Annotated in this window: 19 protein-coding genes; 9 read left to right on the forward strand and 10 right to left on the reverse strand. The window is 45.8% G+C overall.

Translation table 11 applies throughout. The annotated features are described in order from the left end of the window. Nucleotides 1-42: 42 nt before the first annotated feature. A complete protein-coding gene (locus H580_RS0105710; RefSeq protein ID WP_028593933.1) occupies nt 43-1,839 on the reverse strand; it encodes a S9 family peptidase in 1,797 nt (598 codons plus the stop codon). 388 nt (nt 1,840-2,227) lie between these two features. Here H580_RS0105710 and H580_RS0105715 point away from each other — a divergent pair, with 388 nt between their 5' ends. The 4 genes from H580_RS0105715 to H580_RS0105730 are packed head-to-tail and all read left to right on the forward strand — an operon-like array spanning nt 2,228 to nt 6,005. After that, a complete protein-coding gene (locus H580_RS0105715) occupies nt 2,228-3,217 on the forward strand; it encodes a sulfonate ABC transporter substrate-binding protein (RefSeq protein ID WP_028593934.1) in 990 nt (329 codons plus the stop codon). Between the two features lie 22 nt (nt 3,218-3,239). Then, nucleotides 3,240-4,436, forward strand: a complete 1,197-nt coding sequence (gene ssuD, locus H580_RS0105720) for an FMNH2-dependent alkanesulfonate monooxygenase (RefSeq protein ID WP_028593935.1) — start codon at nt 3,240-3,242, stop codon at nt 4,434-4,436. Then, complete coding sequence (gene ssuC, locus H580_RS0105725; protein ID WP_051217274.1) at nt 4,429-5,235, forward strand: aliphatic sulfonate ABC transporter permease SsuC; 807 nt, start codon at nt 4,429-4,431, stop codon at nt 5,233-5,235. Before ssuD ends, ssuC begins: the two co-directional genes overlap by 8 nt. Next, nucleotides 5,232-6,005 (forward strand): ATP-binding cassette domain-containing protein, encoded by a 774-nt coding sequence (locus tag H580_RS0105730; protein WP_028593937.1) that lies wholly within the window; start codon nt 5,232-5,234, stop codon nt 6,003-6,005. Before ssuC ends, H580_RS0105730 begins: the two co-directional genes overlap by 4 nt. 144 nt (nt 6,006-6,149) lie before the next feature. Here H580_RS0105730 and H580_RS0105735 read toward each other — a convergent pair whose 3' ends face one another. After that, a complete protein-coding gene (locus H580_RS0105735; RefSeq protein WP_028593938.1) occupies nt 6,150-6,887 on the reverse strand; it encodes a hypothetical protein in 738 nt (245 codons plus the stop codon). A gap of 116 nt (nt 6,888-7,003) precedes the next feature. Between H580_RS0105735 and H580_RS0105740 the strand changes: the two genes are divergently transcribed. Beyond that, nucleotides 7,004-7,717, forward strand: coding sequence for a response regulator transcription factor (locus H580_RS0105740; RefSeq protein ID WP_028593939.1), 714 nt, complete (start codon nt 7,004-7,006; stop codon nt 7,715-7,717). Next, nucleotides 7,710-9,206: a HAMP domain-containing sensor histidine kinase gene (locus H580_RS23505; protein ID WP_051217275.1), complete on the forward strand. Its 1,497-nt coding sequence runs from the start codon at nt 7,710-7,712 to the stop codon at nt 9,204-9,206. The genes H580_RS0105740 and H580_RS23505 overlap by 8 nt, the downstream gene beginning before the upstream one ends. A 191-nt stretch (nt 9,207-9,397) precedes the next feature. Here the strand turns inward: H580_RS23505 and H580_RS0105750 are convergent, their stop codons facing one another. Next, the gene (locus H580_RS0105750) at nt 9,398-10,819 is read right to left on the reverse strand and encodes an amino acid permease (protein WP_028593940.1); all 1,422 of its coding nucleotides are present in this window, start codon (nt 10,817-10,819) and stop codon (nt 9,398-9,400) included. A 353-nt stretch (nt 10,820-11,172) separates the two neighbouring features. Between H580_RS0105750 and H580_RS0105755 the strand changes: the two genes are divergently transcribed. Then, nucleotides 11,173-11,514 carry an antibiotic biosynthesis monooxygenase family protein gene (locus H580_RS0105755; protein WP_028593941.1) on the forward strand — a complete coding sequence of 114 codons (342 nt, stop codon included), beginning with the start codon at nt 11,173-11,175 and terminating at the stop codon, nt 11,512-11,514. A gap of 514 nt (nt 11,515-12,028) precedes the next feature. Here the strand turns inward: H580_RS0105755 and serS are convergent. The 4 genes from serS to H580_RS0105775 all read right to left on the reverse strand — a co-directional run bounded on the left by serS (nt 12,029) and on the right by H580_RS0105775 (nt 18,681). After that, the gene (gene serS / locus H580_RS0105760) at nt 12,029-13,312 is read right to left on the reverse strand and encodes a serine--tRNA ligase (RefSeq protein WP_028593942.1); all 1,284 of its coding nucleotides are present in this window, start codon (nt 13,310-13,312) and stop codon (nt 12,029-12,031) included. Between the two features lie 290 nt (nt 13,313-13,602). Beyond that, nucleotides 13,603-15,363 (reverse strand): methyl-accepting chemotaxis protein, encoded by a 1,761-nt coding sequence (locus H580_RS0105765; RefSeq protein ID WP_245583498.1) that lies wholly within the window; start codon nt 15,361-15,363, stop codon nt 13,603-13,605. A gap of 316 nt (nt 15,364-15,679) precedes the next feature. After that, nucleotides 15,680-16,975 carry an NCS2 family permease gene (locus H580_RS0105770; RefSeq protein WP_028593944.1) on the reverse strand — a complete coding sequence of 432 codons (1,296 nt, stop codon included), beginning with the start codon at nt 16,973-16,975 and terminating at the stop codon, nt 15,680-15,682. Between the two features lie 209 nt (nt 16,976-17,184). Beyond that, nucleotides 17,185-18,681 (reverse strand): aminotransferase-like domain-containing protein, encoded by a 1,497-nt coding sequence (locus H580_RS0105775; protein WP_028593945.1) that lies wholly within the window; start codon nt 18,679-18,681, stop codon nt 17,185-17,187. Nucleotides 18,682-18,943: 262 nt separating this feature from the next. Between H580_RS0105775 and H580_RS0105780 the strand changes: the two genes are divergently transcribed. Then, complete coding sequence (locus tag H580_RS0105780) at nt 18,944-19,567, forward strand: LysE/ArgO family amino acid transporter (RefSeq protein WP_028593946.1); 624 nt, start codon at nt 18,944-18,946, stop codon at nt 19,565-19,567. A 1-nt stretch (nt 19,568) separates the two neighbouring features. Here the strand turns inward: H580_RS0105780 and H580_RS0105785 are convergent, their stop codons facing one another. The 3 genes from H580_RS0105785 to H580_RS0105795 form a co-directional block, all read right to left on the reverse strand. After that, on the reverse strand, nt 19,569-20,471 hold the full coding sequence (locus tag H580_RS0105785; protein ID WP_036604695.1) for a prenyltransferase/squalene oxidase repeat-containing protein: 903 nt from the start codon (nt 20,469-20,471) through the stop codon (nt 19,569-19,571). Between the two features lie 34 nt (nt 20,472-20,505). Next, nucleotides 20,506-21,186: an AlkZ-related protein gene (locus tag H580_RS0105790; RefSeq protein ID WP_028593948.1), complete on the reverse strand. Its 681-nt coding sequence runs from the start codon at nt 21,184-21,186 to the stop codon at nt 20,506-20,508. A 135-nt stretch (nt 21,187-21,321) separates the two neighbouring features. Beyond that, entirely contained in the window at nt 21,322-22,326 is a 1,005-nt protein-coding gene (locus H580_RS0105795; RefSeq protein ID WP_028593949.1) for a helix-turn-helix transcriptional regulator, read from the reverse strand. 220 nt (nt 22,327-22,546) lie between these two features. Between H580_RS0105795 and H580_RS0105800 the strand changes: the two genes are divergently transcribed. Then, complete coding sequence (locus H580_RS0105800; RefSeq protein WP_157282713.1) at nt 22,547-23,587, forward strand: hypothetical protein; 1,041 nt, start codon at nt 22,547-22,549, stop codon at nt 23,585-23,587. Nucleotides 23,588-23,760: the final 173 nt, after the last annotated feature.

Here is a 23,760-nt window from a genome sequence, read left to right on the forward strand (position 1 = left end):
AGGGTGGGCTTTCGGGGTTTGCTATATTATATAAATAGGTGACTATCCTTGATTCCGCTTCAAAAATGCAGCGACTTGACGACAAGCTGTAATATTGTTCTCCGTACGTGCAATACCATGACCTTCATCCTCAAATACAAGGTACTCCACATCTACTCCCTTCGTGCGAAGCGCCTCTACGATTTGATCGGATTCGGCTTTTACCACACGCGGGTCATTAGCCCCTTGGATAATAAATATTGGATTCACCATCTGATCGAGATACGTAATCGGAGAATCCTTCACAAAGCGATCATGATCTCGCTCTGGATCACCAATCCAACGATCCATCATCGGTTTCCAGAAGTCCGGCACGGAATTTACAAACGTAAATAGATTGCTTACCCCTACAATATCAACTGCTGCACGGAAGTAGTCCGCATTGCGACCTGCCAGCAGCAACGTCATATAACCACCATAGCTTCCACCCATCACAAACAATCGATCTCGACTGGATATTCCTTGCTCGAACAACCAATCCATGCCTGCAAGACAATCTTTACGCGGTCCTTCGCCCCATTCACGTTCTACTAACTTCGTGAAGGAACGGCCATAGCAAGTACTGCCGCGGAAGTTTGGACAGAAGAGATTATAGCCCTCAGCCAGCAAGTATTGGAACATTGCGCGGAAGTGCTTGCGTTCTGCATACTGTGGTCCGCCATGCGGCCAGAAGATTGTATGACCGTTGGCCAATTCATCTTTAGCGCGGAACAACAGTGCCTCAATTTCCATGCCGTCAAATGACGTATAGCGTATCGTTTCAGGTGAGACGAGATCTTCCCTCGCAAGTCCAAGCACAACGTTGCGGGTCAGCATCGTCCATTTTCCAGCATCATAGCGATAAATATTATCTGGATCTACTGATCCACGAGCCAAAATATAAACAGCCCCTGATTGAGCTATATGCAATTGTGCTACTACAGTAGTTGGAAGTTCCAACTCCTCCAAGTTACCTGTATCTAATGCGTATACATACAACGCATCCTCTACTCCCTTTTCGGCCAACGCATAGAGAGAGCGAGATGGTTTATGCCAGTAGAGCTCGGACACACTCGCTTGCGGAATATCGAACAAAACCTCAAATGTCCCTGAAGAAATGGTGTATTTCGCTACATACGCAAATTCAGCCTTATAGTCAGTCGTAAAAATAATCGTATCCTCATCGATAAATCGTGCGTTGCTTGTCAGCTGCTCTTCATCAGCACTTGGCGTTAAGCACGCCTCCGCTCCATCTACTCCTCGAACGAAGGACAACCCATATGTATTGGAATAACCTTTCCCGTACACGATGTTCTGCTCATCTGGACTTACAGCAAGCAAAGACGTCATTGCATCTTTGCCTTCTACGATCAACTTCCGCTCTTTTGTTGCCAAATCTAGTACATATGTATTCAAAAACTGCGGATTATTTTGTGAAGTCCCATAATAGAGACGCTGCCCGTCTTCGGAGAGAGCACTAAAGAAAAACTTGTCCGTCGGCTCTGCCTCTATTAGCTTGAACGGGACACCACCTTCGGGACGCAGCGCATAGAGATGATAGTTCTCATTTCCGTCATGGTCGAAACCAGATAAAATATGACGACATTTGGGATCTATTTTAATAAAATTGCTGGATTGCCCTTGATACGTTAGCGGGTAAGGATAAGAGATTTCGTCATGAAGTTCGATCGCATAAACATCTAGCTTTCCATTCATATTCGAAGTGAATACGAGTCTTGACTCATCAGCACTTACATCAAAATTACGAATGACATATGATTTGTAATATTGCTCTGCATCAGGCTTAGGAAATTGGATCATGAAATACTCCTCCTTAAGATACAATCTTAGTTGTCAAAAAGTGGATGTCACCTTTTCATCATTATATAGACTCCATTCCGTTCTCACAACCAACTTTTAACGTATATCTGCTCCGTCTATAGACTGAGTTTACGAATAGACAATACCCGCACTAGACCATTGACACGAATATTTTCCAATGTTATGATAACTGCCAACTAAAATACCAAGTAATCACATGGGTATTATAAATCTACCGGACAACCGGAGATGACCATCACTTCTTTATGGGAATGAAGAAGGAGGCATCTCCTTTTTTGCGTTCCTTAACGTGACCTATATGTGAGAACGGAGCAATGAAGTGACTGTTGCCGTTGCTGTAATAACGAAGAAAAGGGGCGTGATGAACATGCTGCTAAGAACGATTCGTGCATCCAAACGAATTGCTGTTGGAGCTTTATTGTTGATGGTGCTAAATGCTTGTGGCGGTGTACAGCAGCAGAACGCCGCGACCGAAGGAGACGATGGCAGTAAGGCTAACCTCATTCGGATCGGCTATCAAAAATACGGAGTACCCAATTTCCTAAAAGCACGTGGAGAGCTCGAGAAAAGGCTGGAAAAAGACGGAGTAGCAGTAGAATGGACTGAGTTCCCCGGTGGACCGCAGCTGCTAGAAGCACTTAATGTCGGCAGTATTGATCTCGGGCATACTGGCGAAGCTCCACCAATTTTTGCGCAAGCAGCTGGAGCTCCGCTTGTTTATCTGGCTCATGAGGCATCACGGCCTCATAGTGAAGCCGTCTTAGTACTTAAAGATTCTCCTATCCAATCGGTCGCTGACCTTAAAGGGAAAAAGGTTGCGTTGAACAAAGGCTCTAATGTTCATTATTTGCTCGTAAAGCTACTGGAGCAATCTGGACTGCACTACAGCGATGTAAAGCCCATATTTCTGCCGCCTGCTGATGCTAGAGCTGCATTCGAACGCGGAAGTGTAGATGCATGGGCAATCTGGGACCCATACCTCGCATCTGCTCAAAAGAACCTCGATGTAAGAATCGTTGCTGACGGTGAAGGCGTCGTTAACAACTACGAATTTTATCTGGCTGCACGCAGCTTTGCCGAAAACAATCCTGCCATTATCGACGCTCTATTCGAAGAACTGAACAAAGCTGGAGACTGGGCCAATGCCAACCATAAAGAGCTGGCAAAAATACTATCCCCACAGCTTGGCATCGATGTCCCTTCTCTTGAACTAGCTTCCAGTAGACGAGAATATAATAGCGTTCCTATCAGCGACAAGGTCATAGCTGAGCAGCAAAAAGTAGCTGACACCTTTGCGAAGCTTGGCTTGATTCCACAACCGATACAGGTTAAAGAGGCACTGCCCAACCGCAAATAAATAAGGTATGGAGGGATTTCATATGGAAATGTTCTGGTTTATTCCGACGCATGGTGACGGCAAATATTTAGGTACAACAAAAGGCGCACGCGCAGTCGACTTTCCTTATATGAAGCAAATTGCGCAAGCAGCAGATCGATTAGGCTACAGCGGTGTGCTGCTGCCTACTGGTAAGTCCTGTGAGGATGCTTGGGTAACAGCATCTGCCTTGATATCCTCTACCAATAAGCTGAAGTTTCTCGTTGCCCTCCGCCCGGGGCTAATGTCTCCGACTTTAGCTGCTCGTATGGCTTCCACTTTCGACCGTATTTCTGGTGGCAGGCTGCTCATTAACATCGTGACAGGCGGTGATCCTGTAGAACTGGCTGGTGAAGGCGTATTCCTGGATCATGATGCTCGTTACGAACTGACGGATGAGTTTCTTCATATTTGGCGAAAAACATTGCTCCATGAAGAAGTCACTTTTCAAGGCAAGTATTTGCAAGTTCGCGGAGCGAGCAACCTATATCCTACGATTCAAACTCCTTATCCGCCTCTATACTTTGGTGGTTCATCATATGCGGGGCAGCAGGTGGCGGCCGAGCATGTAGACGTATACTTAACTTGGGGTGAGCCTCCTCAGCAAGTGAAAGAGAAAATCGATCATGTACGCCAACTTGCTGACCAGCAAGGAAGAAGGCTGCGCTTTGGCATTCGCCTGCACGTCATCGTACGTGAGACGAACGAAGAAGCATGGGACGCTGCGCACCAGCTCATCCAATATGTTGATGATTCTACCATTGCTGCTGCACGCAAAGTATTCGAGCGTTATGACTCCGAAGGACAGAGAAGGATGGCACAGCTTCATCACAGCAGCCGAGAGTCGTTAGAAATCAGCCCGAACTTGTGGGCTGGAATTGGGCTTGTAAGAGGTGGTGCAGGAACGGCACTCGTAGGTGATCCTGCAACGGTTGCCACTCGCATCAAGGAGTACGCCGAACTTGGTATCGAGACCTTTATTTTATCCGGTTACCCGCATTTAGAAGAAGCTTATCGCACTGCCGAATTGCTCTTCCCGCTGCTCCCGATTCGACACTCTCACCAACATGATGAAGCCCACCTTTCAAATAGTCCTCTCGGTGAAATCATCGCCAATGACCGACCACCAAGTCATGCAGCTATGCGTTCCACGAAAGAGGTGACTTCCGATGCAACGAATACGGCTCGACAGCATGCTTAGAAGATGGCAGACCCGCTCGTGGATCGCATGGATCATGCCTATTACTTTGCTCATATTGTGGCAAATTCTTGGTCAGCTCGGGTGGATATCTACTCGTATCCTACCTACACCCATCGCTGTCATAGAGGCATTAATTACCCTAGTCAGCAACGGCATGCTGTTTGACTATATTGGAACAAGTACAGGACGCGCGCTCATTGGTTTTGCGATTGGCGGGAGCATCGGCTTTAGCCTTGGTCTGCTAAATGGAATGATTCCATTGGCTGAGAAGCTGACAGATACGTCGATTCAGATGGTACGCAATATTCCCCACCTCGCGCTCATTCCGCTCGTCATTCTGTGGTTCGGCATTGATGAAGCAGCAAAGCTGTTTCTCGTTGCACTGGGAGTGGCATTTCCTATTTATCTGAATACATTCCATGGTATTCGCAGCGTCGATCCGAGCTTGATTGAGATGGGCAAAGTGTATGGATTGCGCGGCTGGGCATTATTCCGCAATATTATTCTTCCTGGTGCACTGCCCTCCATTCTCGTCGGGGTTCGCTTCGCTCTGGGTACGATGTGGATTACCCTTATCGTTGCAGAAACGATATCGGCGGATTCAGGCATTGGCTATATGGCTATGAATGCTCGTGAATTTATGCAGATGGATGTCGTTGTCTTGAGTATTCTTTTATATGCATTGCTTGGCAAGCTGTCTGATTCCATCGCCAAATGGTGTGAAAGGCTGTTCTTGCAGTGGCATCCGAATTACGGAAAAGGACAGCAGACCGGCAAGAAAGGAGTGACATCCTCATGAGTACTGGTGTATTCGGTTCATCTCTCTCCGCTTCCGGGTTGTGGAAGCAGTTCGATCATGTAACCGTGCTAGAGGAACTAAACCTTCAGGTCAAGCCAGGAGAATTTATCGCCATCGTAGGAAAAAGCGGCTGTGGCAAAAGTACGCTGCTGCGCTTAGTAGCTGGCTTGGATGAACCAACGGATGGGACGCTGCTGCTAGATGGAAAAATGATACAAGGCCTCGACCCCGATACGAGAGTGCTGTTTCAAGACGCTCGGCTGCTTCCGTGGAAAAAAGTCATCGACAATGTACGAATCGGCGTGCGTGGCGGCAATCCAGACGATGCAGCAGCAGCATTACGCATGGTGGGCCTAGAAGACAAAGCCCATGTATGGCCAAGTACACTATCTGGTGGACAGCGCCAAAGAGTCGCGCTCGCAAGGGCATTAGCTGGTAACCCACGACTACTACTGCTCGATGAACCATTAGGCGCGTTAGATGCATTGACCCGCATTGACATGCAGGACCTCATTGAGAGGCTGTGGCAGAAGCAGCGATTCTCTGTCATCCTCGTCACTCACGACGTCAGTGAAGCAGTAGCTCTTGCGGACCGCGTCGTACTTATGAAAGAGGGCGCCATTGCACTGGATGTAGCCATTACACTTCCACGCCCGCGGGAAAAGGATAGCGGCTTCGCCTATTTTGAACAGCTCATCTTGGACCGTGTTATGGAACGCAGTTCTCAATCAGATCGAGCTGCTAGACGACAGACTTCCTATTCCATTTGAACAACATACCTTGTAAGGCATAAAGCCTGAGGCTTCAGGGGGTCGCCCCCTAGCTTTTGGCTTTTTGTTATCGTATCGAACCTCATATCAAATACGTGTTCTGAACATAAAAACTCTTTCCCTTACTATGAAACAATTCCAGATTCACAACTGTGTACTCTCCAGACGGGTACGGCATTCCTCAACAAATGCCCGTGGCTCATCCAGTGTCAAATATATATCTGTCACCGTTCGATTAGCGCCTAGCATAATTCCAACCCTCGTCGCCTCTTTTAGTCGAATGTGAACATTTGTCGATAGTCCAATCGGGATGAAGGAATTGTTCTCTTCTTCTCCAGACAGCTCCACATTGTTCACGACCTCCACCGACTCGATCTGTTCAAACAAAAGAGATGTCCGCAGCTGATTGCCCAATCGAATCCACACCCCTTGCGCAGATACGCCAATTGGGTTGAGCTTCATTGCTCGATAATCGGAGATAAGCCATATCATCATATATACATTGCAAATGGACATAATCCATGCAAATACAGAAGACCATTTTGCAACAAAGAAATGAACAAGGATACCCTCCAAGATAAGAAGCTTAATGATAAACAAAACCATCGTCAGCCAGCCTGATTCCTTATGTGCTGTATACGACTTCGCATGATCCCGCTCAAAAGAACGTTTACCCCAAGAAAGCAGCGCATAATAATATACCCCCAACTCATACGCAAGATAAGAAGTTACGCCTCTCCTACCAAACAATGATGCAAGGCGCTCATAAAGTGCTTCCATCGGATGAATACGTGACGTTCTCATGTCAACCTTCCCCATGCCTGCACACCCCTTCATTGGATCATTCAGCAATGCTCCGTTCCTTATAACATAACTAATCATACCTCCCTCTCCTTTCCGTCAGCTTTCATAATTCTTACATTAATCTTACATAAGAGGAAAAGGGTTCCGAATGAAGAAAATTTACAGTACGCTAAGAGAGAAAGGAGGAGAATGACATGTCTCACACCATTTTAATCGTCGATGACGAGCCAGAAATTATCGAGATGCTGCAATTATTTTTAGAACGGGAGTCCTATACAATTGTCGCGGCAAATGACGGTCAAGAAGCACTGCAACGGCTGCAAGAACATACCATCGATCTGGCCATTGTCGATATTATGATGCCGCGAATGGATGGTCTCCAACTGCTAACAGAGCTGCGCTTGACGAACAAGCTCCCTGTCATTCTTCTATCTGCTAAATGTGAAGACAGCGATAAAATTGTTGGATTAGGTCTAGGCGCTGACGATTTCGTAGCCAAGCCATTCAACCCGCTTGTCGTGCTTGCCCGCGTGCAAGCTCAACTGCGTAGAACGTATACATTTAATGAAGAAGAAGTGCTGCCTTCTATGCTGCCTACACGTGTCGGCGAACTAACCCTTGATCATGATTCCTGTTCGTTATTGAAAAGAGGCAAGCTTATTAATTTAAGCGCAATTGAATATAAACTGCTTCATATGCTGATGAGCGCACCAGGACGAGTGTTTACGAAGAAGCAAATTTTCGAACAAGTATGGGGCGAGCATTATATGGCTGATGACAATACGATTATGGTCCAAATGAGTCGGTTGCGAGATAAAGTCGAGGATACACCGAGAAATCCGTTGTATATAAAGACGGTACGCGGGCTTGGTTATCGCTTTGCAAAGCGAGATGAGCTGCATGCGTAAACCGAAAAAGCTGAAAGCCACAAAGCTGTTTAGACGACTACTTAGCTATTACATATGGTTCTCGGTTACGATTACTTGTATCGCTGTTCTTGTCTTCGGCATCATCATTATCCGAGCAGTCGGGCCCGTCGAAGAAGTTTTGTTCCCTAACATACGCGCTGAGGCAATCGTAAAAAGTGATTACACTCATATCAAAGCTTCCTTTATTCAATCTCTCGGTGGCTGGGTAGAAATTATAGATTCAAAGCGGCAAGTTATCCATATCATTGGTGAAAAAAAAGCAGGCCCTCTGCAATACGATTCTATACAGTGGCAAAAGCTATTTTATGATAGTAAGACGAAGCCCTATTATGTATCATCTTCCCCTGTTCCAGGTACGAACGATCAGCTGTTGGCAGTCGTGTTTGTTTCTTCCGAATATGCCATACAGGAGCCCCTCCTTCACAAAGTGGCAGAGGAAATGAACGAAGATTTTCACATTTCCCTAGTTATTGGACTAGTGCTTCTACTCATTCTATTTATGATCAATCTGTTTATTTATGGACGCTTGGCCTCGAAGCGAGTTACTCGGCCCCTCAAGTCCATCTTAGAAGGCCTCCACAGCATTGTAGATGGGCAGTACGACAAGCGACTCCAGTACTCAGGTGATTATGAGCTGCAGCAGATTCAAGATCATTTTAATACAATGGCAGAGAAATTGGAGCAAGCTGAGCAGATGAAGCACGAAATGGAAGCGAGCAAACAGCGGATGCTCACTGGTATTTCACATGATTTGCGAACACCAATTACGACGATTCAAGGATATACACAAGCATTGCAAATGGGCCTTATTGAAACAGAAGAAAAACGGCAGCAAGTGCTGAGGACGATGCTGCAGAAATCACAACGCGTCTCGGAATTGATCGACGATTTCTTCGAGCTTTCGAAATTGGAAAGTTCCGATTATCCTTGCGAGCTTGAGCAAACGGACTTATCTGAGTTTATTAGAGAGATCGCAGCTGAATACTATCCCCTATTTGAAGAGCAGGAATTTGTGTTTAACTATCACATCCCAAGCAAAGTAGTTTCCATCCCTGCAAATAGCAGACTGCTCTATCGAGCGGTATCGAACCTGCTTTCGAATGCGATTCATTACAATCCTTCGGGTACAACCGTGTCTATAGTGCTGGATGTCATGCCCCAAGAGGTACTTATTCGCGTCGAGGATAATGGCGTAGGCATTCCAGAAGAGCTGCGGCCTACTATATTTGATGCCTTTTCGCGAGGTGACCGCGCTCGTAAGAGTGATGGTGGTACAGGATTAGGTCTTACGATCGCAAAGCATATTGTAGAGAAGCATAATGGAGAAATCAAACTGCAAAGTGTCGTCGGAAAAACGGTATTCGATATATGGCTGCCCATGCAGCAAACGAATCAAACTACACAGACAGTAGTAGGTAGAAGCATTCGAAGAAAGCAAGTGGAAGATAAGAGTTACCTGAAGCAATGACGTCCCAAAATGTTTACGTTTGAAGCTTCTGTACCATACAAATAAGCAAGCCCTTGATCAACTCTTCTTAGAAGAGAGATCAAGGGCTTTATTCGTATAGGCACACCCCTAATCACTTTTCTAGCAAGTAAAATCAGGGTATTGTGCAGCATTTTATTTTAGAAGGATACTACGCTAAATATTTGCTAATACTAGCGATTGCGTCTTGCTAGCATTGGCAAAATAAGACCAAGACCAAGCAAAGCAAACGGCGTTATGACGTTCAGGCCGAATTGGAAGTACCACTCGCTCGTAAACATAGGTACTTTCGGGAACATCCCCATTAAGCACGCGAATGCCGTAAACACGAAGCACCACAATCCAATGGCGAAGCCAACTTTATTATTTTTCACAAACTTATAATCGGAAATAAACCTATCAGACAGCTTCATCAATGCCATGAACGCCAAGAAGACGAACAAGTAACGAAGCGGCATCACGATAGAATTCAAATCTAGCAGCCAGTTGAACAGTGTATTCATGTTACCGATACCGAATGCTGGCACCATAATAAGTATACCAACTAGCACCGCTGTCATAATGTAGCCATTCACCGGTGTACCACGCTTATTCGTCTTAAGTAACGAACGGGGTACATAACGGTCATCCGAGTCAGAAAGCAACACTTTAAGTGGTGCATCGATGGAAAATGCCAAAGCAGAGATTTGTGCCAATGTATTTGCCAATGCATACATAATCATTAGTACATTGCCGATTCCATAGTATTCCCCGAGAATTTGGAATGCATAGTATTGACCATTCATTTTCAGATCATCTGGGATATTATTCGAGTCGAACATCATACCCATAGCAAATGAGCCGAGAAGCGCACATACCGCGACCATAATCGCCAATACGAGCATACCGCGCGGAAATTCCTTCGTTGGGTTATGCGTATTATTTACATAAGGAGATATTTTCTCCGCTCCACCTACTGCAAACACGAGCATAGACAATGTCGTGAAGTAAGCAAAGTTGAACTCTGGAATAAAGGATGATACTGACATATCTGCGGTCGCGACTTGAACCCCTGTCAGCATAGGTGCTGTAACAGCAAGTGCAATGTACAAGAGAGACATGACAAAGACCGAAATACCTGCAATCGTACCGATACGCTTCAAGGAAGAGATACCCCGAGAAGCAATCCATAAGAAGAACAAGAAGATAAGCAAGGTAATCGTCTGCAAAGCTACTGGAGAGAACTCTTTTACTAGTGTTCCTTCTCCTGTTGCAGCCCAACCTAACGCAATGACAATTGCTTGTGGCTTCTGAGCCAAATAAGGAATGTGTACAACCCAATAGGTCCATGCTGCGAAATAAGCAAGGTTAGCCCCCATCGTTTCTTTAATCCAGCTGCTAACGCCGCCTTTACCATCCTTGAATGTAGAACCAAGCTGTCCAACCATTAGCGCATAAGGTATAAAATATAACGCGATAATGAGAATCCACGAGGTGATGACACTTAAGCCTTGGTTCGCATAGTTATTCACGACATTACCGAATCCCCATACGGACACGAAGGCCATGAGCGCGATGTTATGCCATCGCAACTTTCTTGCTTCATTGTCAATCATTGATGTCCAAGCTCCCTTTCCATCTGTTAATCTACGTTGTTATTTGGTTTGGCATGTCCTGTACGCATGTCGAATGACACTGTACCTATTTGTACAGCGTTGTTGTCCATTCATCATTTCATACATTTTCAAAAATTGATGTATAGAATTACATATACAAGTTGTGCCTTTCTCAGTATACTCCTACCTTTTCAACAACCCTAGCGGAAATAGTATCCTCTTATTGGCATTTTAAGGTGGTAGATGGTATAACTCATACTGATTGAGATACGGCTATCTATCACTCTTGTAATTGATAATTATTATCAATATAATAGGTATATGTTGTCATTATAACCGGGGAGTGTGTACTTATGTTCATCGAGACGAAGACGATCGTTGTAAAAGAAGGCTTTTCCCAGCAAATTGTAGACCATTTTACAGGACCGGGCATTATCGAGCATTCTCCTGGATTTATCGATCTTAGCGTTCTCGTTAAGCGGGTTCGTCGTGGTGACGAAGAAGTTATCGTTCTAATCCGTTGGGAGTCTGAAGCTGCATGGAAAGGCTGGGAGACGAGCGAAGCTCATATCGAAGGACATCGTCAAAGCCGTGGCAAACCGAAGCCCGACTATGTAATCAGCTCTGCACACGCAACCTATGATGTGAAGTCCTCCAAAGGCCCTGCGGTAGAAACAGCTGCGGTTGAGCATTAATGTTTGACTAGTTGTTTGTTCGAATGCAGATGAACATAGAAACGTTTCATAGGTTAGAGAGGCTGCTCCTATGAGGCACGGTACTTTTAGAAGGTTAGCGTATACTACCTTTCAAATTACTGTGCCCTATAAGAGACAGCCTCTTTCCGTGTATATTGCTCATATGATATTGGGTGGAAACAGATACAGATAAAAATGGAGTCAATTTTCGCTAACAGCGCTGACAAATCTGACAAAGCTAGCTGAGCTGACACAATTACACGCATGAGTATCCACCTTTTATATTAGGACAATTATGCAGTTATTTAATCTAAAAATAGGCTTATTTGAGCGTTTATCGTCAAAAATGCATTTATTTCTGTCTCTTTACCCCTCTAGAGTGCCTAATCGAGAAAATAAATGCAGTTTTGTCCTTATCTAACGTGAAATGATGGTTTCGACTGAAAATAACTGCCATTTTGTCCAAGTCATCATGTTATATGCACCTTAGTGATTGAACTGGTGAACGTCATAACTATTGTGGTGGTGCCAAGTAAGCCACCCCATTCATATAAGGGCGCAAAGCATGTGGAATGTGTATGCCTCCATCCTCATCCTGATGATTCTCTACCAGCGGAATCAAGATACGTGGCGTAGCGACCGCCGTATTGTTCAACGTATAGGCATATCGCAGCCGTCCCTCCGTATCTCGGTAGCGAATACCCGACCGCCTCGCTTGGAAGTCCAGCAAATTCGACGACGAATGTGTCTCTCCATATGCCTGTCGACTTGGCATCCACGTCTCAATATCAAACTGTTTGTACGTCTTCTGCGACATGTCCCCCGTGCAAACTGCCATCATCCGATAAGGAAGCTCTAACCGCTGCAAGATTGCCTCCGCATGCGCAGTAATCTCCTGATGCAACTGCTCTGCCAACGCCTGATCGGCCTCACAAATAACAACCTGTTCCACTTTGGCGAATTGGTGCACTCGATATAGACCGTGCACATCCTTACCTGCCGAGCCTACTTCACTGCGGAAACAAGTCGACACAGCTGCCAATCGAATTGGCGTACTCACATCTACCATTTCATTGCTGTAGTAAGCAACAAGTGGCACCTCCGACGTACCCACTAACCACTGATCCTCGTCTACAATCGCATACGACTGGTCTTGCCCTGTGGGGAAGAAGCCTGTGTTCATCATTGCAGCTGTTCGTGCCATAAGCGGAACTTCCAGCGGTGTAAAGCCGCGCTCCATAAGCAGATCAAGTGCTAGCTGCTGGACCGCACGATGCAGCAGAACACCTGCCCCTTTTAAATAATAATGACGAGTGCCCGCTGTCTTAACCCCTCGTGGAATGTCAATCATATCGTGCAGTTCACCAAGTTCGATATGGTCTCGCAGCTTGAACGTTGGAGCTGCTGGCTGTCCTACCCGCTTCATCTCCACATTGTCCGCCTCCGAGCTCCCTCGGGGTGTATCAGGGGATACGATATTGGGGACAAGCATCATCCCCTGATCTAACACAAGCCTCACCTGGGCAAGCTGCTCCTCCAATGCCGATAAACGATCATTCATCGCTCTCACATGCTGCTTCAACAGCTCGACTTGTGTATAATCCCCACCTTGAACAAGTACACCGATCTGTTTCGACTGTTCGTTGCGCTGCTGGCGCAGCACCTCCACCTGCTGCAGTAATTCCCGCCTTTGTACATTCAAGCCCAGCAACTGGGCAATATCAATATTTATTCCTTTCAGCTCAGCTACTTGCTGCACCTCATTCGCATTCATCCGTAACCATTGCAGATCCAACATACCACCGCACACTCCTTCTCTTGTTGTGTAAAAAGACAAAAAGAGCCCTCATCCGTATGGGACGAGGAGCTCTCTGCTCGCGGTGCCACCCAACTTGATCGAACTTGTTACCGTTCGATCCTCTTTGGTTCCGCGATAACGGGCGGGCCCGGTTAACTTAGGGGAATGCTGTACGCTACAGGTCAGCTCCCTTAACGAAAACGCCTCCGAGTTGGATGCTCTTCACTGGCGAATGGTCGTGTTTATTTTGAGTGATTATAGCAGATTTGCTTCAGACAAATCAAGTGTGTCTAGAGCTTGAATTTTTGCATTTCGGCATTCATATCTTTCATCTTACTGCCCAGCCAAGCAGCTGTACTTGCCATTTCCTCCACACTTGCCAGCTGCTCTTCCGAAGAAGCTGCGATACTTTGAGCGTTATCGGCTGCGTCTTTCGCAATCGCGGCCAAGCCATTCATCGAAGCAGATATTTGCTCGGTACCAGCCGACATTTCTTCTGAAGCCGCTGATACTTCTTCAATATGCTCTGCAACACGTTGTACCGCTTCGTGAAGGCTCTGGAACTGCTTACCTGCATCTCGTGCAATTTTGGTGCCCATTTGTGTTTCTTCCGCGCTGCGCTCCATGGTCACCGATAACTTTTTAGTTCGAATGATAATCGATTGGAGTTGTTCGCCAATTTGTTCAGCAGCGTGACCTGTTTGTTCCGCAAGCTTCCGTACCTCTTGTGCAACAACAGCAAAGCCCTTGCCGTGATCACCTGCTCGCGCAGCTTCAATAGAAGCATTCAAGGCAAGCAAGTTCGTCTGCCCTGCAATTTGCTGAATCGACGACACAATAGCTTCAATTTGCTGCGATTGCCCAGCTAATTGATTCGCTTGCTCCGACGACTGCTGCGCGGCATCTTGAATACGATTCATCTGTTCAATCGTCTGCTTAATCATGCCGCTGCCTTGCTCCACTGTCGCTGAAGCATCACTGCTCATTTCCGACACGATTAGCGCTGATTCTGCAATTCGTTGAATCCCGATTGATACTTCTTCCATCGCGACCTTACTATCTTCAACCGTCGCCAAATGTGTATTCGAACCTGACGCCACTTCCTCCACCGCTGCCGCAACATGTTGAGCAGATTGAGCATTTTGATCAGAGATAATTGCCAACTGCTCAGCAGATGCCGTAACTTGTTCGGTTGTCTCTCTTACGTCAGCCGTAATTTTCCGTAAAGCCTGAACCATTTGATTAAAGGATTGTGCGAGTTGACCAATTTCATCTTTGGATGTATTCGATATGGATACTGTGAGATCACCCTGTGCTGCTTCTTGTGAAATTTCAGTCAGCTTCTTAAGCGGTGCTACTGTACGGCGAATCAACAAAATCATGACCGCCATAATACCCAAGCCCGTAGCTACACCTACGCCTGCTGTCTTCCATAAAATAGTGTCTAGCTCGGCATCTATCGTGTCATAATTGAAATCGACCGCAAACAAGGCCACCACTTCTTGCTGCTCATTACGAAGCGCCGTCATCGTCGTAATCCATTGACCGCCTAGATCCTGATACACATCGCTAATCGCCAATCCTTCGCGCAGCAGATCATCCTCCGTTTGCATCCATTCCTCTGGAAGGATGTATAGTTGCCCTGGTTGAACACCACTGTCTTTAATAAATTCAGTATTGGCATGAAGCAGACGCTTGTACGTCTTGCCATCTTGGTGCTCATCCTCTGGAAGCAGCAAGTAGCTATTGCTAATGAAACCGTCTCGGACCATACTATTGAGGCTTTCGCTAATCCACACAATACCCTCGTCTTTCAAATATTGTTCGGGTGTAAGCTTGTTCATCTTAGCTTCTGCGCTAATGATTCCCTCTAATTCAACTTCTACTTGCTTCGTTAATGTCTTATGTAATTCCGTAAGCTCGTTATAGTAAATCCCTTTTTCCGCTACATAACTATAGCCAGTAAGAATACCAGTAAGCGTAACAATAAGGATAAAAATACTTAACGCAGACTTCACCACGATACTTTTGGAAATAAAGCCTCGCATCATAACCCCTCCAAATTTTTAAACATAAAATCCCTATATTACTTATAACATCCTATTTGTATGTCGGTTTATAGTAATATATCGACATTATTCGACAAATGTTAATACCTTCTCGAACTTTCTTTATTTCTTGGTTAGACTCCTTCTTACAGTCGACCTGCAAAAAAAGCTGCCCTGTAATAGGTGCAGCAATACTTTTGCACACTTATAGCATTAAAGCGGCCTAATCTTCTTAAACGAATTGAAGCAGCTTGAAACAAAAACATAAAAAAAGTGCCTTCCCTATTGGGAAAGCACGTTTCAACCTCGATCGATTGGATTAGTGCGCTGGGAAGTAGACCATTTGCAGCGCAAAAATAACACCGAAAATATATAGCAACGGATGCACTTCGCGTCCTTTGCCGTTAAACAACTTCATTACCGGATACGTAATAAATCCGATAGCAATACCTGTAGCAATGCTGGACGTCAATGGCATGCTCACAATAATTGCGAATGCCGGGAATGCTTCATCGAACTGATTCCACTTAATACGCGCCAAGCCATCCATCATAAAGCAGCCAACAATAATTAATGCCGGTGCTGTAATAGCTGGCAACCCCGAAATCGCTTGAATAACTGGAGCGAAGAACAAGGACACTCCGAACATAATCGCGACCACAACCGTAGTCAAACCTGTACGTCCACCCGCTGCTACTCCTGCGGAGGATTCAATGTATGCTGTACATGGAGTTGTACCCATAACTGAACCCGCGGTCGTTGCGAACGCATCTGCCATAAGCGCCTGCTTCGTGCGTGGCAGCTTGCCATCCTTCATAATACCTGCTTGTTCAGCAACACCGATCATCGTACCTGTTGTATCGAAAATCGTTACAAGCAAGAAAGCAAATACAACCGTGTACAGACCATGTGTGAACACACCCTGTACATCAAGATCAAACAACACAGGTGCTGCCGGCAAAGATACAACGCCCGCATCAAAGTTCAACAGCCCCATAAAACTGCCGACAATCGCCGTCAAAGCCATACCGACGAACAATGCGCCCTTCACGTTGCGTACCATTAAGATCAAGGTCACAAGCAGACCTAACAACGTCAAAATCGTAACCGGTTGATGCAGATCTCCGAAGCCGACCATCGTCGCTTCATTCGGAACAACGATACCCGAAGATTTCAAGCCTAGAAACGCGATAAACAATCCTATTCCCGCCGTAATACCGAACTTCAATGCTGGCGGAATCGCTGCGATCAACATCTCACGCAGCTTCGTGAACGTCAAAATGACGAATAATATAGCAGCCAAAAATACTGCGCCAAATACAACTTGGTACGTTACACCTTGTGAAGCAACGACAGAAGCAAAGTAAGCATTCATGCCCATGCCTGGCGCGATCGCAATTGGGTGGTTAGCAAGCAAGCCCATTAGCAACGTTCCGATAATCGCGGAAATAACCGTCGCTGTGAACACCTGCTGAAAAGGTACCCCTGCGGATGATAGAATAGCTGGATTGACGACAACGATATAAACCATCGTTAGAAACGTTGTCATACCTGCGGTAACTTCTGTGCGGACATTCGTTCCGTTTTCCTGAAGTTTGAACCATTTCTGCAACATACGGATTTTGCTGCCCCTTTCAATAAGAACACTTGTAATACTTTATGCATGCTACCCTATATACGATCTAATGTCAATTAAAAAACTGAATTTGTTCGGTTTTTAATATTTCCAAATGACTTAAATGCCCTATTTATAGACATATGCGACCAAAACACGAACATTAAATAAATGACTGTCACATTTATCCTCTATCCCATCTCGCTCTGTTACGGATTGCAACCCTGTATGCGAATGAGCTGTGCCAATTTCCTCATCGCAAATTTCATTTCCTCAATAGAAGCATAGGCATACGACAGGCGTAATTGTCTGCTCGCTCCACGGTCATAAAGTGTACCGATATTCAGTAATATGCCTGCCGAAAGCGCCTGCTCGAACAGCTTGTGTAGTGGAAATACCCCTTTCATGGTTACCCATATGTAGAACCCACCGGTTGGCTGTTGCCAAGTTGCAATGTCTTGCCACTCCTGCGACAGCAGCTCCAACATAACATCTCTTCGAACACTTAGATGTTCACGCAGTTGTTCCATATGACGCTGATGAGAGCCAGATTGCAGCCAATGGTACGCCATAAGCTGCGACACGGAGCTGGACCCATAATCCGTCTGCATTTTAATATCTGCTAACCGTTCGATCACTCGCTCTGAACCTACGATCCAACCGATTCTCAAGCCAGGACTGACTGTTTTGGACAGCGTGCCAACATAAAGCACTTGCCCACTTGTATCTCTCGCTTTTAACGAAGCGGGCGGTTGATGATCAAGCCATAACTCTTCGTAAGCACCATCTTCTAAGATAGGCAATCCCATCTGTCCGCACACCTGTAGCAATCGCGTTCGCCTCGCTTCACTCATCACGATTCCAGTTGGATTGTGATAGGTCGGATTCGTGTAGAGCAGCACAGCTTGATGCAACTGCTTCAAGCGAGCCAACGCAGAAATTTGCAATCCTTCGGCATCCATAGGGACACCCGCCAGACGAATTCCTGCTGATTGAAACGCATGGATGGAATATAAATAAGAAGGCTTCTCCAATAGTATCGTCGATTGTCGCTCTAATAATCCTGCTGATATAAGCTGAAAGGCTTGCAAGGCCCCCGATACAACGAGCACATTGGAAGGTGAAGCGTTAATGCCACGCTGCTCCATCTTCAAACATAGCTGACGACGCAGCTGCAAAGAGCCCAACGGCTCTTCATAGCTGAGCGGTACTGTATCCACGGAAGATGCTATTTCAGAAAATAAATGCCTCATAGACTGCTCTGGCAGCAGGCTCGGTGAAAGCTCACCCGTTCCTAGTCGAATCATGCGAGGGGCGAATTCCATCTTATTTATCGTCTGTACAAGCGGTAAGTTCGGATAATGGGTACCATCTTCCACATAATCATTCCAATGCCTGCGGGGCAACGATGATGCTTGCTCAACTTGGCTGTCATGCAGAGACAGTTCTTCCTTTCCAACACCAGCTACTCGTGTTCCTCCTCCGCTGTTACCTTCTAACACTCCTATAGATACAAGTCTGTCCATCGCTGCGACAATTGTACTTCGGTTAACATCGAACTGCTTGGCTAACACCCGCTGCGAAGGAACCTTCATACCCTGCGTCCATTCGCCTCTCTTTATTTTCCCGATAATGTACGCTTCGATCTGCTGGTAAAGCGGTACCGAATCATTTATATTCGGCCGCCATTGTGATAAGTTGTTCATTTGACACGCTCACCTTTTTACAAAGGTCATTCCACATAGAGTGTACGAGCTACTAGTACCTATCGAGCTTGCATAGAGAATACAGCTTACTAGTGGGGCCCCATCTTATTTGGAATGATATTCCTTCTTCTATTTGTGCTTATTATAAATTTGGTTGGCTGCGTGTTCAACCAAATGGTTGGGTACATCTGCCCAACCATTCGATATGATTAGATATATCAACGAACGCGAAGCTATACATAAATCCTCAGGAGGAAACAAGATGGTAGAAGCATTCATTCATGGTGTTTTGCTTGCTTTCGGACTTATTTTGCCGCTAGGTGTGCAAAATGTATTTATTTTCAACCAAGGAGCAATACAACCACAATTTAAGCGGGCATTGCCTGCTGTGCTAACCGCTGCATTTTGCGATACGCTGCTTATCCTGCTTGCTGTACAAGGGGTATCGCTTATTATTTTTCAATGGGACTGGTTAAAGCAGATATTGTACGGGGTGGGATTTGTATTCATGCTCTGTATTGGGTACAGTCTATGGAAATCTGCTGGAACTCAAACCACAGTTGAGAATCGGGGGAAAACAGCACTAACAGGCCGCAAACAAATGTTGTTCGCAGCTTCTGTTTCTATATTTAATCCGCATGCCATTTTGGATACGATCGGGGTCATCGGAACAAGCTCGTTACAGTACGAGGATGAACGAAAGTGGGCATTTACGTTAGCCGCAATCGGCATCTCATGGTTATGGTTCCTCGGCTTGGCGGCCGCTGGACGAATCCTGCGCACCGCCGACACCTCAGGTAAGCTGATTGCTGTATTTAATCGCATTTCTGCTATTACGATATGGGGTATTGCCAGCTATATGCTCATTACGTTACTCAGAGGCTGAACTAGCTATTTCCCAGTCTCCCATAAGCTCGTAAAGTAAGCAGCCTATCTATTGTCATACTACCGCGCCATTCCAACTCGCAGGCTGGACTAACCGCTTCCCAGCGAATCGGCCACCCTCCGTCCGCCTGCTGCTCGGTCAGTAAATAATCCAAGTGACGGCTTATCTCTTCCGCTGTTACCAGCTTGGCTGCTGGATGATCGGGTGCAGGAGCCCAGTCGAGCACTTTGTGCACGTAACCTTCCGCATGCGGATCAAGCTCGATAATGCCCGGCCGTCTAATGAGTTCGTCCAACCACACACGATACTCTTGTACTTGCTCAGAATCAGGAGCATGCTCCAAAAAAGTTGCAGCCTGTACAATATCATGATAATCATACGGATTCAGATCATCCAACTGACGCCACATGTATGCAACAGAAGTTTGGAACCATTCCTCTTCCTGAAAAGAATGATGCCCCGCCAATTTGTACAACAAGCCGATGATGTTGCCCGTCGGGTTCAAGGACGGGGAATGATCTTCCTCCCTATGCCACCATGGAGCGTGAGGATAATCATTCACCGCTAGTGTCGCTAACGGAAATCCTCCCTCAGGACGCACGATGCCGCGCAAATAACGACCAATCCCATCCATAATCCAAGTATCCACATACCCGATCTCATCCATCAGTCTAAGCGCTATTTCTACAGGAACAGGCTGACTATGCGGACAACGAATATCCGGCTCCAGCGCCTGCCCGAAGCCACCATCCTCGTTTTGATACGCCCGTAAGGCTGCAATGACCTGTTCTGGACTGCCCTGTTCAAAATGAAATTCGTATCTCCTCCTGTCGAGAAGCCTCGCCTGTCGGTATATAAATGGCTTTGCTTGTCCTAACACATTTACACTCTTCTGTCCTGTCATCTCCTTATTCCCTCCCATATTTCATTTAAACCAACTATAATCCCAAAGCTTTACGGAATGCCTTAACCGCTTCAGGCGTGCATACCGAAAACAACCGTTCTTCCAGCTTAGCCTGTGCTTCGTCCCGAGTCAGTTGTTCCTCTGCCAAGCCGATACCGCGCATCCAATCCCCCAGCGTCTCAAAGGACGTATTGCGCCAACCGCCTTTTCGCTCACCTGTCTCATCCCGACCTTCTGTTACTCCTGAAATGACAATATCCATCGTGCTCTGAAGCTCCAATAGACCCCGATCAAAATCTTTCTTCTTATCTTGCGCCTTCATTCCCGCTTCAGCCCGAAGCGAGCGTGTCTCGATACCAGGATTGGCTGCAATGATGGCATACAGCTCTTTCGCCTCGCGAGATAATTGACCACCTTCGTAACGTTCCTCCACAGATTGCTCACTTCCAATAAGTGCCCTAAGTGCAGATACAAGATCAGCGGACACAAGTACTGACTTTTTCTTCAGAAACTTGCCATACGCAGCACTCCCATCACTAGGAAAGCGAACTCTCCAACGCCACGGATCATTGTCATCATCCGTATGCCACTGTTCACTAGGTGTAATCACATCCAGAGAAGGATGATTCGGTATTAGCTTCGCGAGTGGCAAAATACCAACCTCGCGTATCACTTCAACCGCTTCATCATACGTACAAATAGGTTCGTGCTTCATACTTACGGCCTCCTATAGAAATGAATCGATACACATGTACATGTAAATGTGAATTTGCAACTCATTTAACAAGGGCATTCCAATCATTCGCCCAATATTGCTGGGAACAATACGCGCCCCTATTATCCTGTATCGTCAATTAGACTTCCCTTCATAACGGGCATACACTTGAGCGGCCAACTTCGCAATCTCTTCTCGCAGTTCAAGAGGTTCCAACACTTCAGCATCCATGCCAATTCGATAAAACCATTCCACGGCCCATTGCCACTCTGACCTTGGAAGCTCGGCATCCAGTTCCCACTCATCATCACCACATAGATGAACCTTCTCACCCAAATGCTCGTCTTGTTCGACCAGCCGAACACCACGGTATGTAAGTCGAGCCACGATTCGTACGCGTTCCGTGAGTGGTTGGAATACGTCTCGTTCCACATATGCCGATAATTCTTGGCCTCGTGATACTTGATAGGAACCTCTTTGGTGAGCATCCATACCATCAGCCTCATCAGCCACTGCTTGATCGCCCAACAATCGCAGTTCCGTAACGCGATCGACTCGAAACGAACGTGATTCACCATGTGTGAAAGAGTACGCTTCACAGTACCAAAAGCCATTAGCAGTATATACCCGCTGCGGTAATAGCTTCAGCCACCGTTCGTGACGCATCGAACGATAAAATGTCTCTATGGCATGCCCTTTTACAGCGGATTCCAACAGTTGGGTCAAATGAGGTGTCCGGTAACTCCGCTTAGGCATAAACAGTTCCATCTTATTCAGCTTCGTATGCAGCTGCGAACGATAGGAGGGTGCCAGTGCATGCTTGATCTTATCTATAACCGTCCAGCGTTCCGCATTGAAAGGCGAGTCTGCTAGTCGAGTCATCCCTTGCAGTGCAACTAGCGTCAACAGGGCCTCTTCTTCACTCAACGCAAGCGGGGGCAAGTTGTATCCTTCCATGAGTCGATAACCGCCGTGCGGACCACTCTCGCCATATAACGGTATTCCCATTTCACTAAGCGTCTGCATGTCACGCAAAATCGTCCGTTTGGACACCTCGAATTTGCCAGCAAGCGATTGGGCTGTTTCTGCTTGCTGCTGCAAAGCCATCACGATAGCGGTCAAGCGATCACTTCGCTTCATGACTGTACCTCCGATCCCAATTACCCTTAGTATAACAACCTATTAGTGACAGCTTGTGTGTCACCAATTTTTGTGCGTCATGTAAACCCTAAACTTTCTGTTACCAAATTGAAATCCAATTGTATCCATTTAAATCGATTTCGCTAAGAATTTCGTAACATTCTCAATCCTATTCTGATCTATTCTATACACGCAACTTCATAATCTATAGGAAAGGCAAGTGAATCGCATGAAAAATAAGCTCATGAAAGTAACGCTCGTTTTAAGCTCAGCCGCTTTGCTATCAACAGGAAGCTTACTAAACAGTACACCCGCTTTTGCTTCCAACACCACTCTGCAATCACAATCATCAGAAGCGAAGACTGACTCTGTCGTATTAACCACTCAAGCGACCAACAACAAACCGACACCCACCAAATCATCCAAACATCAAAATGTCATCGCAAACATGAAAAAACTAGCCAGCAAAGCTAAATCCGCATATGAACTAATTGCGTACATGGATAAACATATTCACAAAGTAAAGCCGGAGCAAGCCACAGAAATGCTTCTCATTTTAGAAAAATACTATAAAAATCACGTCGAACAAGTCATTGGCCAGCTAAATGAAATCATTGCAAATCCTAAACTACACGCCCAACTTAAGAAGCTAGGCCGCAATCTAAATGAGTTCGATAAAATTAAAGATAAGTCGTTCAAGAAATGGCTGCTCCTTCAACAAAAAGGCAAGCTAAAGCTAAATTACGACGGTGCCCTCTACTTCTACCACGTTGACTATGGAGCGATCCAAAACGCCTATCGCTCTGCATTCAATAAGGATACAGCCTTCTACCTTCAATATACGGCACTCAGTAACAAAGAGCTTTATTATATTTATGACGATAACAAAAAACCTCTCTACGAAACACTAATGAAACGTGCTCATGTCATTGACCAATATATACAGAAGACACCTAAAAGCCGTCACCTGAAGGAGTTAAAGGATTTACACCATGGCTACCTGTGGCAATTTTTCAATCGAAATTGGGATGATGTCACCGAGAAAAAGACAGGGAAGCTGCATCCTAAAATGAAAAAGACATATGCGAAACTAATTGAAAAGTACGGAGAAACGAGAAGTGGCAGCATCTTAGTCAAATATGTAGATTTAATCGAACAGCATAAAGATGCCATTTTAGATAGTGATGGTAAGATTCTGCCGTATATGAATAAGTTTTGGGATGAAGACTATAGCAAGCTTTATAAAGAGACATTTAAATAGAACTCCGAACTCCAGCATGACACAGACTCTATCCCAAAGAGCCCCCTTCCAACATTAAATCATCGCAGCTCCATATTTCCCTTAGCAATTCAATACAAAAAGGTACCCATACACTAAACACTTTTTTAAAAGTGTCCAGAGTATGGGTACCCGTTTAAACAACCCTTTTTCTT

Origin of the sequence: Paenibacillus assamensis DSM 18201 (assembly GCF_000422445.1) — a bacterium.
Lineage (GTDB): Bacteria > Bacillota > Bacilli > Paenibacillales > Paenibacillaceae > Paenibacillus_B > Paenibacillus_B assamensis.

Excerpts from the sequence above, each read along its gene's own strand:
- H580_RS0105710 (WP_028593933.1), bottom strand. The coding sequence starts at position 1,839 with ATGATCCAATTTCCTAAGCCTGATGCAGAGCAATATTACAAATCATAT.
- H580_RS0105715 (WP_028593934.1), top strand. The coding sequence starts at position 2,228 with ATGCTGCTAAGAACGATTCGTGCATCCAAACGAATTGCTGTTGGAGCT.
- ssuD (WP_028593935.1), top strand. The coding sequence starts at position 3,240 with ATGGAAATGTTCTGGTTTATTCCGACGCATGGTGACGGCAAATATTTA.
- ssuC (WP_051217274.1), top strand. The coding sequence starts at position 4,429 with ATGCTTAGAAGATGGCAGACCCGCTCGTGGATCGCATGGATCATGCCT.
- H580_RS0105730 (WP_028593937.1), top strand. The coding sequence starts at position 5,232 with ATGAGTACTGGTGTATTCGGTTCATCTCTCTCCGCTTCCGGGTTGTGG.
- H580_RS0105735 (WP_028593938.1), bottom strand. The coding sequence starts at position 6,887 with ATGATTAGTTATGTTATAAGGAACGGAGCATTGCTGAATGATCCAATG.
- H580_RS0105740 (WP_028593939.1), top strand. The coding sequence starts at position 7,004 with ATGTCTCACACCATTTTAATCGTCGATGACGAGCCAGAAATTATCGAG.
- H580_RS23505 (WP_051217275.1), top strand. The coding sequence starts at position 7,710 with ATGCGTAAACCGAAAAAGCTGAAAGCCACAAAGCTGTTTAGACGACTA.
- H580_RS0105750 (WP_028593940.1), bottom strand. The coding sequence starts at position 10,819 with ATGATTGACAATGAAGCAAGAAAGTTGCGATGGCATAACATCGCGCTC.
- H580_RS0105755 (WP_028593941.1), top strand. The coding sequence starts at position 11,173 with ATGTTCATCGAGACGAAGACGATCGTTGTAAAAGAAGGCTTTTCCCAG.
- serS (WP_028593942.1), bottom strand. The coding sequence starts at position 13,312 with ATGTTGGATCTGCAATGGTTACGGATGAATGCGAATGAGGTGCAGCAA.
- H580_RS0105765 (WP_245583498.1), bottom strand. The coding sequence starts at position 15,363 with ATGATGCGAGGCTTTATTTCCAAAAGTATCGTGGTGAAGTCTGCGTTA.
- H580_RS0105770 (WP_028593944.1), bottom strand. The coding sequence starts at position 16,975 with ATGTTGCAGAAATGGTTCAAACTTCAGGAAAACGGAACGAATGTCCGC.
- H580_RS0105775 (WP_028593945.1), bottom strand. The coding sequence starts at position 18,681 with ATGAACAACTTATCACAATGGCGGCCGAATATAAATGATTCGGTACCG.
- H580_RS0105780 (WP_028593946.1), top strand. The coding sequence starts at position 18,944 with ATGGTAGAAGCATTCATTCATGGTGTTTTGCTTGCTTTCGGACTTATT.
- H580_RS0105785 (WP_036604695.1), bottom strand. The coding sequence starts at position 20,471 with ATGACAGGACAGAAGAGTGTAAATGTGTTAGGACAAGCAAAGCCATTT.
- H580_RS0105790 (WP_028593948.1), bottom strand. The coding sequence starts at position 21,186 with ATGAAGCACGAACCTATTTGTACGTATGATGAAGCGGTTGAAGTGATA.
- H580_RS0105795 (WP_028593949.1), bottom strand. The coding sequence starts at position 22,326 with ATGAAGCGAAGTGATCGCTTGACCGCTATCGTGATGGCTTTGCAGCAG.